This is a genomic window from Adlercreutzia muris, from assembly GCF_041223505.1.
In the GTDB taxonomy this organism is placed as follows: domain Bacteria; phylum Actinomycetota; class Coriobacteriia; order Coriobacteriales; family Eggerthellaceae; genus Adlercreutzia; species Adlercreutzia muris.
In genome coordinates this window covers 17,808-30,221 of the sequence record NZ_JBCLQK010000012.1, presented here as the reverse complement: position 1 = coordinate 30,221, position 12,414 = coordinate 17,808, and the positions used below count along the sequence as shown (strand labels likewise).

General features: G+C 65.8%; 10 protein-coding genes. 3 read left to right on the top strand and 7 right to left on the bottom strand.

The window, feature by feature from the left end; all coding sequences use genetic code 11:
- Nucleotides 1–4: 4 nt before the first annotated feature.
- Entirely contained in the window at nucleotides 5–481 is a 477-nt protein-coding gene (locus AAK988_RS10085) for a division/cell wall cluster transcriptional repressor MraZ (protein WP_242369755.1), read from the bottom strand.
- Between the two features lie 809 nt (nucleotides 482–1,290).
- Here AAK988_RS10085 and AAK988_RS10080 point away from each other — a divergent pair.
- A complete protein-coding gene (locus AAK988_RS10080; protein ID WP_369873689.1) occupies nucleotides 1,291–2,211 on the top strand; it encodes a site-specific tyrosine recombinase in 921 nt (306 codons plus the stop codon).
- Between the two features lie 3 nt (nucleotides 2,212–2,214).
- Here the strand turns inward: AAK988_RS10080 and AAK988_RS10075 are convergent, their stop codons facing one another.
- The 4 genes from AAK988_RS10075 to AAK988_RS10060 form a co-directional block, all read right to left on the bottom strand.
- Entirely contained in the window at nucleotides 2,215–3,249 is a 1,035-nt protein-coding gene (locus tag AAK988_RS10075; RefSeq protein ID WP_321194129.1) for an asparaginase, read from the bottom strand.
- 3 nt (nucleotides 3,250–3,252) lie between these two features.
- A complete protein-coding gene (locus AAK988_RS10070) occupies nucleotides 3,253–4,017 on the bottom strand; it encodes a trimeric intracellular cation channel family protein (RefSeq protein WP_369880695.1) in 765 nt (254 codons plus the stop codon).
- Between the two features lie 21 nt (nucleotides 4,018–4,038).
- Complete coding sequence (locus AAK988_RS10065; RefSeq protein WP_135970652.1) at nucleotides 4,039–5,520, bottom strand: DUF1846 domain-containing protein; 1,482 nt, start codon at nucleotides 5,518–5,520, stop codon at nucleotides 4,039–4,041.
- 256 nt (nucleotides 5,521–5,776) lie between these two features.
- Nucleotides 5,777–6,265 (bottom strand): DUF1269 domain-containing protein, encoded by a 489-nt coding sequence (locus AAK988_RS10060; RefSeq protein ID WP_016309174.1) that lies wholly within the window; start codon nucleotides 6,263–6,265, stop codon nucleotides 5,777–5,779.
- A gap of 280 nt (nucleotides 6,266–6,545) precedes the next feature.
- Between AAK988_RS10060 and pyrG the strand changes: the two genes are divergently transcribed.
- Nucleotides 6,546–8,159 (top strand): CTP synthase, encoded by a 1,614-nt coding sequence (gene pyrG / locus AAK988_RS10055; protein ID WP_369880694.1) that lies wholly within the window; start codon nucleotides 6,546–6,548, stop codon nucleotides 8,157–8,159.
- A 220-nt stretch (nucleotides 8,160–8,379) separates the two neighbouring features.
- Here pyrG and map read toward each other — a convergent pair whose 3' ends face one another.
- Nucleotides 8,380–9,195, bottom strand: coding sequence for a type I methionyl aminopeptidase (gene map / locus AAK988_RS10050; RefSeq protein ID WP_369880713.1), 816 nt, complete (start codon nucleotides 9,193–9,195; stop codon nucleotides 8,380–8,382).
- Between the two features lie 53 nt (nucleotides 9,196–9,248).
- The gene (gene murJ / locus AAK988_RS10045; RefSeq protein ID WP_369873691.1) at nucleotides 9,249–11,315 is read right to left on the bottom strand and encodes a murein biosynthesis integral membrane protein MurJ; all 2,067 of its coding nucleotides are present in this window, start codon (nucleotides 11,313–11,315) and stop codon (nucleotides 9,249–9,251) included.
- 66 nt (nucleotides 11,316–11,381) lie between these two features.
- Here murJ and AAK988_RS10040 point away from each other — a divergent pair, with 66 nt between their 5' ends.
- Nucleotides 11,382–12,386, top strand: a complete 1,005-nt coding sequence (locus AAK988_RS10040; RefSeq protein ID WP_151430117.1) for an NAD(+)/NADH kinase — start codon at nucleotides 11,382–11,384, stop codon at nucleotides 12,384–12,386.
- Nucleotides 12,387–12,414 lie beyond the last annotated feature (28 nt).

Genomic DNA, 12,414 nt, shown 5'->3' with positions numbered 1-12,414 from the left:
TCACCTAGGTGAACAGCAGGCCCAGATCGACATCGTCCATCATGGCCTCGTAGCGCTCGGCATCCCAGATCTCGAAGCGCTTGCCGTTGCCCACGAGCACGATGTCCTTGGCGATGCCGCACTTTGCGCGCGTATCGGCCGAGAGCATGATGCGCCCCGCCGAATCCACCTCGACGCTGTCGGCCCGGCTCTTCAACTTGCGGTGAGTGCGCTCCTGCACGCGATCGTTCTCCCGACGCTCGGGGAACGCGCCGTCCATGAGCCGCTCCACCCACTGGTTGAAGTCCGGCGCCTCGAACGCGTAGACGCATTCGTCGGTAGGCTCCAGGGTAACCACGAGATCTTTGGAAAGAACCTTGCGGAACTTCGCGGGAAGGGTGACGCGCCCCTTGCCGTCGACCTTGAGATGAAACTCGCCATTCAAGTCTACCTCGGCGCGAGGCAGCTCGACGGCGGCTTCCATGTCGGCGGCTTGGGGCACCCACGTCCTTTCCCGTGCTGCGTTTTGAGTGGGATTTGAATTCGTGTGTGGTGCGTTACGAAATCCCGCTCGGTCGTTTTCCATGGACTGCATATTACCCCACTATGCCCCACATCGCAACATTTTGCTCCACTTTTGCCGCTATTTTGCCCCACTTGTTACCCGCAAGATATAGAGAGGGATTGCAGGACGTTCTGAAAGAAATCAATATCTTGTATTCGTATTATGGGAAACGAACAATGCACCACTAGATATGCCCAATCGGTGCAAGGACAGTGGGTAACCGAGGGGCAAACCGCTTGCGGCGGTGCTGTGAGCGAGATTTGGAGAGGACGTGCAAACCGCGCCGCCAACGGTTGTCGGGCAGGAATCGCGTTGCAGCTCCGAGCAGCTATCGAGCGGAAAGCCGAACCCCCTGAGACATGCCGCCCCCGAGGTGCCCCAGAGGCCATCGCGCGCGATCGTCCGAAGCTGCTCGGACGCCGTCGTGCGAGGCCGCCGGGGCCATCGCGCGGTCGTCCGAAGATGCCCCCTTTAAACGATACGAACGGGTCCATCGGCAAAAAGTGGCGAGGTTTCCCGAAAAGCAGCCCTTCTGAGGGACTTTTCGGGCGCATTCTGACGGTGCGCCCGGGCGGATCGCAAAAAGGGGGCGCTCGCCGTCCGAAAAGGAGAGCACGCTCCGCTGCCTTTGCCCCTTTTTGCCGATGCAACTGTGCAGATCGTCAAAAAGAGCCGCTATCGGTACAATGGAGGAGTCCGCGAAACGAAAGGCGCGGCGCAGCGGGAGCCGCCTTAAGGAGAGAGCCGTGTTCGAATTCGAGAACGCCCTGGACGAATATATGTCTCACCTGCGCATCGAGCGCGGTGCCTCTCCGCGCACGGCCGAGGCCTACCGGCACGACTTAGAGGGCTACCTCGCCTTCCTCGATAGCCGCGACGTAGACTCCCCCGACAGGGTCACCCGAGAGGTCATCGTCGCCTACGAGGGAAGTCTGGCCGAGGAAGGCCTGGCTGCCACGACGGTGCGACGGCGCATCTCGGCGGTGCGCGGCTACCACAAGTTCCTCGTGCGGGAGGGGCTGGCCGCGGGCAATCCAGCCGAGGCCGTGGACGCCCCTCGAGCGGCCGAGCGGCTGCCCGACGTGCTGTCCATCGAGGAGGTGGGGCGCATGTTGGACGCCTATATCGACGAGCGACCGAGCGGCCTGCGCGACCGCGCCATTCTGGAAGTGCTCTACGGCTGCGGGCTGCGAGCCAGCGAGATCTGCGGGCTCAACCTGGACAACCTGTACCTGGACGACGGCTTCCTCCGGGTGTTCGGCAAAGGGTCCAAGGAGCGCATCGTGCCCATCGCCGGCGCAGCCGAGCGGGCCCTGCGCACCTACCTGGCCGAGGGGCGCCCGACCCTTGCCCGGGGCGCGTCCCTGGGCAACGGAACCGATGCCCAGGCCGCCGTGTTCCTCAACCAGCGGGGCGGTCGCCTCGGGCGCCAGAGCGTGTTCAACCTGGTGCGCAAGGCGGGCCGGGCCATCAACCGCTACGATCTTCACCCCCACACCCTGCGCCACTCCTTCGCCACCCACATGCTGAAGGGAGGAGCCGACCTGCGCGTGCTCCAGGAGATATTGGGCCACGCCGACATGTCCACCTTGCAGGTGTACACCCACCTGGACCGCACCCACCTCCACGAGGAATACGCCCACGCCCATCCCCGCGACAAGATGTAAGGGCTACTCCCCCACGGTCAATTCGCCGGCGAGGGGACGCGTCATGGCCGCGGCCACCTCGGTGGCCGAAAGCCCCTGGCCGAACAGGTGCATGAGCTTGGTGAGGGCCGCCTCGCAGGTCATGTCGCAGCCCGACACGACGCCGGCCTTCGCCAGGGCGTCGCCGGTGGCGTAGCGCTTCTCCTCCACACCGCCCGCGGGGCACTGGGTCACGTTCACTACCACCTTGCCCGCACCCACGGCCTCGGCCACCAGATCAGTGAACCAGGTCTCGGTGGGGGCGTTGCCGGCGCCGAAGGTGCGCAGCACCACGGCCTTGGCGCCGGGAGCCAGAAGCTGGGGCCGCAGGGCCGCCTCGGTGATGCCCGGGTACAGGAAGGCCACGGCCACGGCATCGTCCATGGCGTAGAGAGGTGCCAGGGCCGTGCCCGCCGCCGGCCGGGCCAGCAGCCGCTCGCGGTACACGATATGCAGGTCCATATCGGCCAGGGGCGGGTAGTTGTAGGAGGCGAAGGCGCCGAAGTTCGTGGAGCTCACCTTCATGGCCCGGTTGCCGCGCCACAGATGACGCCCGAAGGAGATGGCCACTTCCTGCACCATGGGCGCTCCGTCCCCGGTGCGGGCCGCGGCGATCTGCAGGGCCGTGATGAGGTTCTCGGTGCCGTCCTCGCGAATCTCGCCGATGGGCAGCTGGCTGCCCGTGAGAATGACCGGCTTGGCCAGGCCGCGCAGCATGAAGGACAAAGCCGAGGCCGTGTAGGCCATGGTGTCGGTGCCGTGGAGCACCACGAAGCCGTCGAAGTCGTCGTAGGCATCGGCGATCATCTTCGCCACCTGGGCCCAATGGGCCGGGTTCATGTTCGACGAGTCGATGGGCGGGTCGATCTCCACGTGGTCGAGCGCGTAGCCGAGCCGCCCGATCTTCGGGACATTCCGCATAAGATGGTCGAAGCTGAAGGGCACCAGTGCCCCGGTGGCCAAATCCTCGGTCATGCCGATGGTGCCGCCGGTGTACACGATGAGAATGCGCGGTTTCACGATCTAGTCCTTTCGCTTGCGGAAGAGGGGCACCCGTGCCACCGAGTCGCGCTTGCGGTGCAGGGTGGCGCGGCGAAACATCTCGGCGCAGAAATCCTTGGCGGCATGGGCCCCGCGGGACACCTTTGGCGTGAGGTCGGCCTCATCGGCGGTCTTCCAATCGAAGTACACCGACAGGTAGCGCAGAAACACCACGGCGAACACGCAGGCCACCGCCGCCAGCACGAGCGGCGCGCCGGCGAAGGCCATGGCCGCGAACACAAGCGCCCCGCCGAAGCCGGCTACTGCATAGAAATTCGATCGCTGGAACACCCCCGGCGTCTCCCCCACCGATATGTCGCGCAGGGCGCCGCCGCCCACGCTGGTGAGCGCGCCCAAGATGACCACCATGACGAAGCCCTCCCCGCAGGCGAAGGCCTTGTTGGCCCCGGCCAAGGCGAACAGGGCCACCGACAGGGCATCGGCAAAGAACAGCAGCTGGCCCGAATGGCGGAACAGCCCGCGGAAGTAGAACACGAACACGGCCAGGCCGATGCAGATGAGGATAACGCTCGGGTGCTCCATGAAGTACACCCCGTCGTCTTGCAGCAAAAGATCGCGGATGATGCCGCCGCCGTAGGCGGTCATGAGCCCGAGCACGATGGTGCCGACGATATCCAGTTTGCGGTCGCAGGCGAACATGGCGCCGGTGATCACGCCCACGGCCACCGAGAAGAAGTCGGCGCCGAAGGGCACGGTCAGGGCCCCGTCCGAGAAGAGCTGCTCCATGATCAGCGGAACGGGCGCCGGCTACTTGTGGTAGTAGCGGTGCTGCTCGTACTTCGGCTCGCAGCACACGTTGATGCCCAAGGTGCGGTAGAGCTTCTCATCAGCCGCCGAGATGATGACCGAGAAGTAGGCGTCGCAGCCGCGCAGCTTGTCCACGTTGTCGATGAGCTCGGCGGCCAGAGGATTGCTCACCGAGGAGATAGACAGCGCGAGCAGGGTCTCGTCGGAGTGCAGACGCGGGTTGTGGCTGCGCAGATGGGCCGTCTTCAGATGGCAGATGGGCTCCAGAACCTCGTCGGAGATGACGTAGAGCTCATCGTCCACCCCCGATACGCCCTTGAGCGCGTTCATGAGCAGCGCCGAGGCGGCACCCAGAAGATTGCCGGTCTTGCCCGTGACCACCCGCCCGTCGGGCAGCACCATGGCGCCGGCCGGACCTCCCGTGGTCTCCTCCTTCAGCAGCGCCGCCGAACGGGCCGGCGACAGGTTCTGGTTGATGCCGGCCTGGTTCATGAGAAGCTCGATCTTCTTCAGGGCCTCCTCGCCGGTGCCGGTGCGCTTGATCTCCTCAGCCGTCTGGAAGTAGCGGCGCACGATCTCGTTGTTGCCCGCATCGCGGCAGGCCTCGTCGTCGGAAATGGCCACGCCGGCCATGTTCACGCCCATGTCCGTGGGCGACTGGTAGGGGCACGCCCCCGCGATGCGCTCCATAGTGGCCCTCAGCACGGGGAAGATCTCCACGTCGCGGTTGTAGTTCACCGTGGTCTCGCCGTAGGCTTCCAAATGGAAGGGGTCGATGATGTTGTCGTCGTCCAGGTCGGCCGTGGCCGCCTCGTAGGCGATGTTCACCGGGTGGGTGAGCGGCAGATTCCAAATGGGGAAGGTCTCGTACTTGGCGTAGCCGGCCGTGACCCCGCGCTTGTGCTCGTGGTAGAGCTGCGAGAGGCAGGTGGCCATCTTGCCCGAGCCGGGGCCCGGGGCCGTCACCACCACAAGTGGCCGCTCGGTCTCGATGTAGTCGTTCTTGCCGAAGCCCTCGTCGGACACGATATGGTCGATATCGTTGGGGTAGCCGGCGATGGGATAATGCAGGTAGCTCGTGATGCCCATGGCCGTCAGCCGCTTGCGGAACAGGTCGGCGTTGGGTTGGTTCGCGTAGCGGGTGATGACGACCGAGCCCACCGCAAATCCCATGGAGCGGAAGATGTCCATGAGGCGCAGCACGTCCTCGTCATAGGTGATGCCCAAGTCGCCCCGCACCTTCGATCGCTCGATGTCGTTGGCGTTGATGGCGATGACGATCTCCGCCTCGTCCTTCATGGACTGGAGCATGGAGATCTTCGTATCGGGCTTGAAGCCGGGCAGCACGCGGGAGGCGTGGTAGTCGTCGAAGAGCTTGCCGCCGAATTCGAGGTAGAGCTTGCCGCCGAACTGGTCGATGCGCTCGCGAATGCGCTCCGCCTGCAGCTCGATGTACTTGTCGTTGTCGAATCCTTCGCGCATAGGGCGACACTCCTTCGCATGAATGGGGCCAAGGCGGCGGGGGCCACGAGCGGGCACCGGCAACCGCCAGCGTCGATGACCGATCCAGTATAGCGCAGGGGCCTGTTTCGCCTCCGTTAAATCATCGCGTTCGCGGCTTTTGCACAGAGCCGCTGCCACAAGAAAAGGCGCCGACCGAAGCCGACGCCCAGAGATGGTGAAGCGAGGGACGCTGGGGCCGCCGGGCCCGCGTCCGCCAAGCGAGGCGCTCAGCAGGTTAGCACTTGCCCAGCTCGCACTTGAGCTCTTCCTCGTCCTTGATGGACAGGGAGGTCTGCAGGATGTCGCCGCCGAAGGGGCGCATGGCCTCGGCGAACTTGTCCTCGGTCATGGAGCTGACTACCATGAACACAGCCGCCTCGTCCTTCTGGGTCAGAAGGTTGCGCACGCGGTCCTGGAAGTCCTCGTCCACACCGCGCTTCACGAAGAAGCCCGTGAGCGCGCCCAGGCCGGCGCCGATGGCGGCGCCCCAGAAGGGGATGAGGAAGATGAGGCCGAAGAGCATGCCCCAGAACAGGCCCCATACGGTGGAGTTGCCAATGGGCTGGCCCGGGGTGACCACGTCGAACTTGTCGTTGTCGCGGCGGGCAACCACGGCCACCGACTGAAGGTTCACGATGAAGTCGTTGCCGAGATTCAGCACCTCCTGGTAGGCCTCCTTGGCCTTCTCCTCGGTGGGGTAGCCCAAAACGAGCAGCGTAGACATAAGCACGTCCTTTCTCTTGAAATCGGGTTGACGCCCAGTCTAAAGATGACCCTCCCGCAAAGAACTGAGCGCGCGCCATCCGTCATCGCCCGATGAACGTCTCGTTGTCGGGGCGTCACACGCCCTCGCCCATGTTTCGGATGCGTTACAGTGCCGGCGCGTTTCATATCGGAAACATTGGCGCTGTAAGCTGGCCAGGCGTTGGGGAGTTGCGCGAACGCGCCGCTCCAAGGCGCATTTTTTATGCCCGGGCGCGAACCTGCGGCGGAAGGAGCGGTTTATGGCCAAGCACATCTTCGTTACCGGCGGCGTTGTCTCGTCGCTCGGCAAGGGCATCACCGCCGCGTCCCTCGGCCAACTGTTGAAGGCGCGCGGCTATAAGGTGACCATGCAGAAGATGGACCCGTACCTGAACGTGGACCCGGGCACCATGAGCCCGTTTCAGCACGGCGAGGTCTTCGTCACCGAGGACGGCCACGAGGGAGATTTGGACCTGGGCCACTACGAGCGATTCATCGACGAGAACCTGTCGCGCGAGAGCAACTTCACCCAAGGCTCCATCTACCAGACGCTCATCGCCCGCGAGCGCCGCGGCGACTTCCTCGGAGGCACCGTGCAGGTCATCCCGCACGTGACCGAGGCCATCAAGGAACGCATCCGCCGCGCGGCCGAGCAGTCCGGGGCCGACATCGTCATATCCGAGATCGGCGGCACCATCGGCGACATCGAGGGGCTGCCCTTCATCGAGGCGGCCCGCCAGTTCAAAAAGGAGATGGGGCCGGGCAACGTGCTGTTCGTCCACGTGACGCTCGTGCCCTACATCGCGGCGGCCCACGAGGTGAAGACCAAGCCCACCCAGCACTCGGTGAAGGAGCTGCGGTCTTTGGGCGTGCAGCCCGACTTCATCGTGTGCCGCAGCGATCACGCCATCGAAGACGGCGTGCGCGAGAAGATCGCCCTGTTCTGCGACGTGGATGCCGACGACGTGCTCGCCTGCCCCGATGCCCCCTCCATCTACGAGGTGCCCCTGAGCCTCTACGAGCAGGGCTTCGACATCTCGACCCTGGCGAAGATGGGCCTGGCGCCCCGCAAGATCAAGCTGGCGCCGTGGCGCGCCTTCCTGAAGGCGAAGGACGCCTGCGCAGGCGAGCTGGACATCGCCGTGGTGGGCAAGTACGTGAGCCTGCCCGACGCCTACCTATCAGTTCACGAGGCCTTGGAGCATGCGGGCATCGCCTGCGGCCGCAAGGTGAACGTGCATCTCGTTGACGGCGAAGAACTTACCGACGCGAACGCCGAGGGAGTGCTCGGGGCCATGGACGGCGTCCTCGTGCCGGGCGGCTTCGGACAGCGGGCCTTCGAGGGCAAGATCGCCGCCGCCCGCTATGCCCGCGAACGCGGCGTGCCCTTCCTCGGTATCTGCCTGGGCCTGCAAGCGGCCGTCTGCGAGTTCGCCCGCAACGTATGCGGCCTTGAGGGCGCCACCTCGGCCGAGTTCGCCGACAGCGCGCCCGAGGGCACGCCTTTTGTCGTCGATCTCATGCCCGAGCAGGAAGATGTGGAGGACAAGGGCGGCACCATGCGCCTGGGGGCCTACCCCTGCAAGGTGGTAAGCGGCACCCGCGCCGAGGCAGCCTATGGCGAGCCGATCATCTACGAGCGCCACCGCCACCGCTACGAGGTGAACAACGCCTATCGCGACCGGCTTACCGAGGCGGGGCTCGTCATCTCGGGACTTTCCCCCGACGATCGTCTCGTGGAAATGGTGGAGGCTCCCGACCATCCCTTCTACGTGGCCAGCCAGGCCCACCCCGAGTTCAAGAGCCGCCCCGGCAAGCCGCACCCCCTCTTCAAGGCATTCGTGGAAGCCGCGAATACACACAAGGAGAACTAACCGAAAAAGCAGCGCGCTCCGGCCGGCCTCGCTTCCGACGGCCTCTGAGCGCCTTCCGGAGAACGCGGCCGTTAAGAAGCGGATTCCACTTCGCCAGCACCGATGCGGGGACAGTACCGACCTGTGGGCATCATTTTCTCCGCTTCTGTTGCCGCGTTCGGAGGAAGAGCAGCGATCAGCGGACGGCGGGAGCGAGGCCGGCCGGAACGCGCGAACAGCCCTAGACCGGCCGCTCGTGGCCCTCTTCGGTGGTGAGGATCACCGGGCCGTCCTCGGTGATGGCCACGGTCTTCTCGAAATGCACCGAGGGACGCCCGTCCCGCGTGCGCACCTCCCAGCCGTCGGCGCCCTGCACGGTGCGTCGCGTGCCCATGTTCACCATGGGCTCGATGGCGAGCACCATGCCGGGCAGGAGCTTCAACCCCGTGCGGCGCCGCCCGAAGTTCGGCACATTGGGGTCCTCGTGCATATCCCGCCCGATGCCGTGGCCCACGTACTCGCGCACCACGCTGAAGCCCGCCGCCTCGGCCATGGACTGCACCGCATGCCCAATGTCCCCCAGGCGCTTCTTGGGGCAGGCGGCGGCCAGGCCTTCCCACATGCACTGCTCGCCCACGGCCAGAAGGCGCGCCACCTCGGGCGCCACCTCCCCCACCGGATAGGTCCAGGCGTTGTCGCCCACCCAGCCGTCCACAATGGCACCGGTGTCGATGGAGATGATATCGCCCTCGCGCAGCTTCACGCGCTTCGAGGGAATCCCGTGCACGATCTGATCGTTCACCGAGGCGCAGATGCTGCCCGGGAACCCGCCGTAGCCCTTGAACGCGGGAATGCCGCCCTCGGCGCGGATGACCCGCTCGGCGATGGCATCCAACTCGGCCGTGGTGATGCCCGGCTCTACCGCCTCGCCCACACGGCGCAGGGCCAGGGCCGATACGCGGCCAACTTCCCTCATGGCCTCGATCTGGACCGGCGATTTCAACTTCACGGCCACGGGCCGCCTCCTCTCGCATAGGCGCGACGGGCACCGGCGCATCGCGCTTCGCCGGCCGTCGCGCCGCAGGTTTCGGGCCATCGCGCCCCTCGCTCCTAGCGCCGCAGCCTCCGGGCGACCTTGCGCACGGCACCGGCAATGAACGAGGCCTCGGGCCAGTTCCAGTGCACCGCCGGCCCGTAGGTCATGGCCAGGGCCGCCACACCGCCGACAACGATATAGGCGAAGGCCTGGCCCACGCTGCCGCTCAGCGGGCCGAAGCCCAACGACAGCCCCACGAGCACCCCGTAGCCCACGGCCGCCCCGGCCCCACCAAGGGCCACGGCCAGCAGCAGCGAGCGCACCACACCCCCCAGGCCCATGGGGCCGTAGTGCCAGCGCAGGTAGATGAAGGCCACCGCGTCGCCAATCACGTAGGACACGATGGTGGAGGCGGCGATGGCCTCCAGGGTGACGGCAAAGCCGGCCTGGTAGGCCGCCGCCGCGCCCATGGTCACGGCCACCTGGGCCGCCACGGCGATGAAGTTGATGACCGAGAACACGCCCATGCGCCGGATGGAGCTGAATATCTTGTTCAGGTAGGCGTTCACCCCGTAGAACGGCAGGGCCACGGCCATAACCGCCAGGTAGCGGGCAATCTGGGCGATAGCGTCCTCAGTGAAGGCGCCGATATGATACAGGGTCACGAGCGGCGTAGCAAACACCATGAGGTACAGGGCCATGGGGACCATGAGGAACAGAATCTGCCGCGTGCCGTCGATGATGCCCGCCACCACCCCCCGCACGTTCCCATCGGCCTGCATCTCCGAAAGCTCCGTGAACAGGGTGGTGGTCACGGGCACCGCCAGAAACGAGTACGGGAACGTGAACCACAGCCGCGCGTAGGCGATGACCGACGGCCCATTGTCGGCGAACACGTAGGAGGCGGCGTTTTGGGCCGACACCGTGGCAAAGGAGCACACGGTCACGAAGATGGCCGGCGCTCCCAGACGCAGCGTGTCCACCAGGGCAGGATCGCGCAGATCGATGCGCGGCCGCAAGCGGATGCCCACCTTCTTGAGAGCGGGAATCTGGAAGGCCATCTGTACGAACACGCCGAGGGGGTTGCCGATGGCGATGGCGAAGTAGGCCAGGTTCTGATCATGGCTCGCAAGCACCGCGTACAAGATGAACGACGCGATGACGATAACGTTGTTGAACACCGGTGCGAAGGAGGACCAGAAGTACTCCCGGTTCGCGTTCAGCAGGCCCGACACGATGGAAGACGCCCCGTAGAACACCACTTGCACGGCGAAGAACTGGAAGAAGAAGGTGGCGAGCGCCATCTCATCCTGGTTCGAGTAGAAGCTCTGGGTGTAGATGACCTGGCCGGCGAAGACGACACAGAGCACCGATACTACCGCGAGCAGAACCACCACAATGGTGAGCAGGTTCGAGGCATACTCGTTGCCCCGCTCCCGGCCAAGCTGCTTTTTCACCGACAGGTACACCGGCAGGAACGCCGTGATGAGCATGCCGCCCATAACCAGCTCGTAGAGCATGTTGGGCAGGTTGTTGGCCACCTGGTAGGAGCTGGACACGAAGGTGGATCCCAGGGCGAAGGCCATGGCCCAGGTGCGGGCGAAGCCGGTGATGCGCGAGGCGATGACGCAGATGGAGATAAGGGCCGCACTGGCTCCCACCGACTCGGCGCGGGCATCGGCATCGGGGACGGCGGTCTCGGCCGCCAGGGCGCCAGGAGCGGCCGCCTCCTCGACGGCCAGCACCTCCTGCTGGCGGATGGCCTGCTCCATCACCGCCGAGGGAATGGTGCGATCGAGCCCGGCATGGGCCCCCACCACGGGAATGAGCCCCGTGGCCCCCGGATCGGTCGGCGGGTTCACAAGCGTCTTGTCGGAGCCGCGATGACGTCCGCGGGCCGGCAGTTCACGGGCCTCTTTCAGCCAACGGGGATTATTGGTGTCGGGCAGGGGCGCCGCGGGGGCAGCGCCCGCCCCGGGCTCGCCATCCCGAACGACGGCTCTCCCCTCCCTCGGCGCGGGCCGCGCCGCACGCTTCGCGCCGCCATCATGGCGCACCCGTGCTCTGGGCGCAGGGGCCTCAGTGGGAGCAGGGGCCGAGCGGGGCTTGATGTGTCGTGCTCGTTGGAGCTTATCTGGCATGAACGCGCCTTAGGGAACCATCGGGTATAATCGACAATCATAGCAAAGTTGGGAAAGTGAAGCCCTATGCAGATACTCGTTGTGCGCAATAACTCCAATCCGCAGGCCGTGGATGCCTCGCTGCTGCTGACCGCCTATCTGGGCGAGCAGGGCGTGCGGGCCCTCGTGGCCGACTCCGCTTCCCTCGGCAACGACCAGGGTCGAGCCGCTATCCGCGCCCAGCTGCCCGAGAGCCTCGATATGGCTATCGTACTCGGCGGCGACGGCACGGTGCTCCACACGGTGCACCTCCTGAACGACCGCCAGGTGCCCATCCTGCCCGTGAACTTCGGCCGCCTGGGCTTCCTCGCCAACGCCGAAGACGGCGGACTCGTGCCGCTTGTGGCCGAGGCCCTGGCCGGAGAACTGGTGGCCGAGCGCCGCAGCCTCCTGGCCGCGCGCGTCGTCTGCGAGGGCGAGGCAGATCCCTACGGCGACGGCGACGACAGTCCCTCCGCGCCGCAGGAAATCAGCGAGGAGGCCTATGCGGCCTCCATCGATCCCGATGCGGTGTCCATCGGCGGCACCATGATGCCACCGGATAAATTCGGCGTGAACCTGCGCGGCATGGCCGGCATCCGTCACTTCATCGCCCTGAACGAGGTGGCTATCACCCGGGGCGCCCTCGGGCGCATCATCGAGCTATCCCTCGATATCTCCGGCACCCACGTTGCCCGCATGCGCGGGGACGGCCTCGTCGTGTCCACGGCCACGGGCTCTACCGCCTACGCCCTCTCGGCCGGAGGCCCCCTCGTCTCGCCCCGCTTCACCGGCATGGTAGCCGTGCCCTTGGCCCCCCATACCCTTCATTCCCGGGCCATCGTCACCGATGCCAGCGACGTCATCGAGGTCACCTTCGATGACACCGAAGACTACCGCGACGCCACCCTGTTCGTCGACGGGGAGATCGTTCCCTTCGAGCGTTCCCTCGAGAAGCTCTACGTGCAGTGCGCCCCCTACCCCGTCACGCTCCTGCGCGCCGGCGGCGCCACCTTCTACGAGCGCGTCTCCCACGACTTCTTCGGCGAATAGGGCTCCCGCTTGGCGCGGCTCTCGACCT

Bases quoted from the DNA above. Each gene is read 5' to 3' on its own strand.
- murJ (WP_369873691.1), bottom strand. From the start codon at position 11,315: ATGCCAGATAAGCTCCAACGAGCACGACACATCAAGCCCCGCTCGGCC.
- AAK988_RS10070 (WP_369880695.1), bottom strand. From the start codon at position 4,017: ATGGAGCAGCTCTTCTCGGACGGGGCCCTGACCGTGCCCTTCGGCGCC.
- map (WP_369880713.1), bottom strand. From the start codon at position 9,195: ATGCGCCGGTGCCCGTCGCGCCTATGCGAGAGGAGGCGGCCCGTGGCC.
- AAK988_RS10065 (WP_135970652.1), bottom strand. From the start codon at position 5,520: ATGCGCGAAGGATTCGACAACGACAAGTACATCGAGCTGCAGGCGGAG.
- pyrG (WP_369880694.1), top strand. From the start codon at position 6,546: ATGGCCAAGCACATCTTCGTTACCGGCGGCGTTGTCTCGTCGCTCGGC.
- AAK988_RS10040 (WP_151430117.1), top strand. From the start codon at position 11,382: ATGCAGATACTCGTTGTGCGCAATAACTCCAATCCGCAGGCCGTGGAT.
- AAK988_RS10060 (WP_016309174.1), bottom strand. From the start codon at position 6,265: ATGTCTACGCTGCTCGTTTTGGGCTACCCCACCGAGGAGAAGGCCAAG.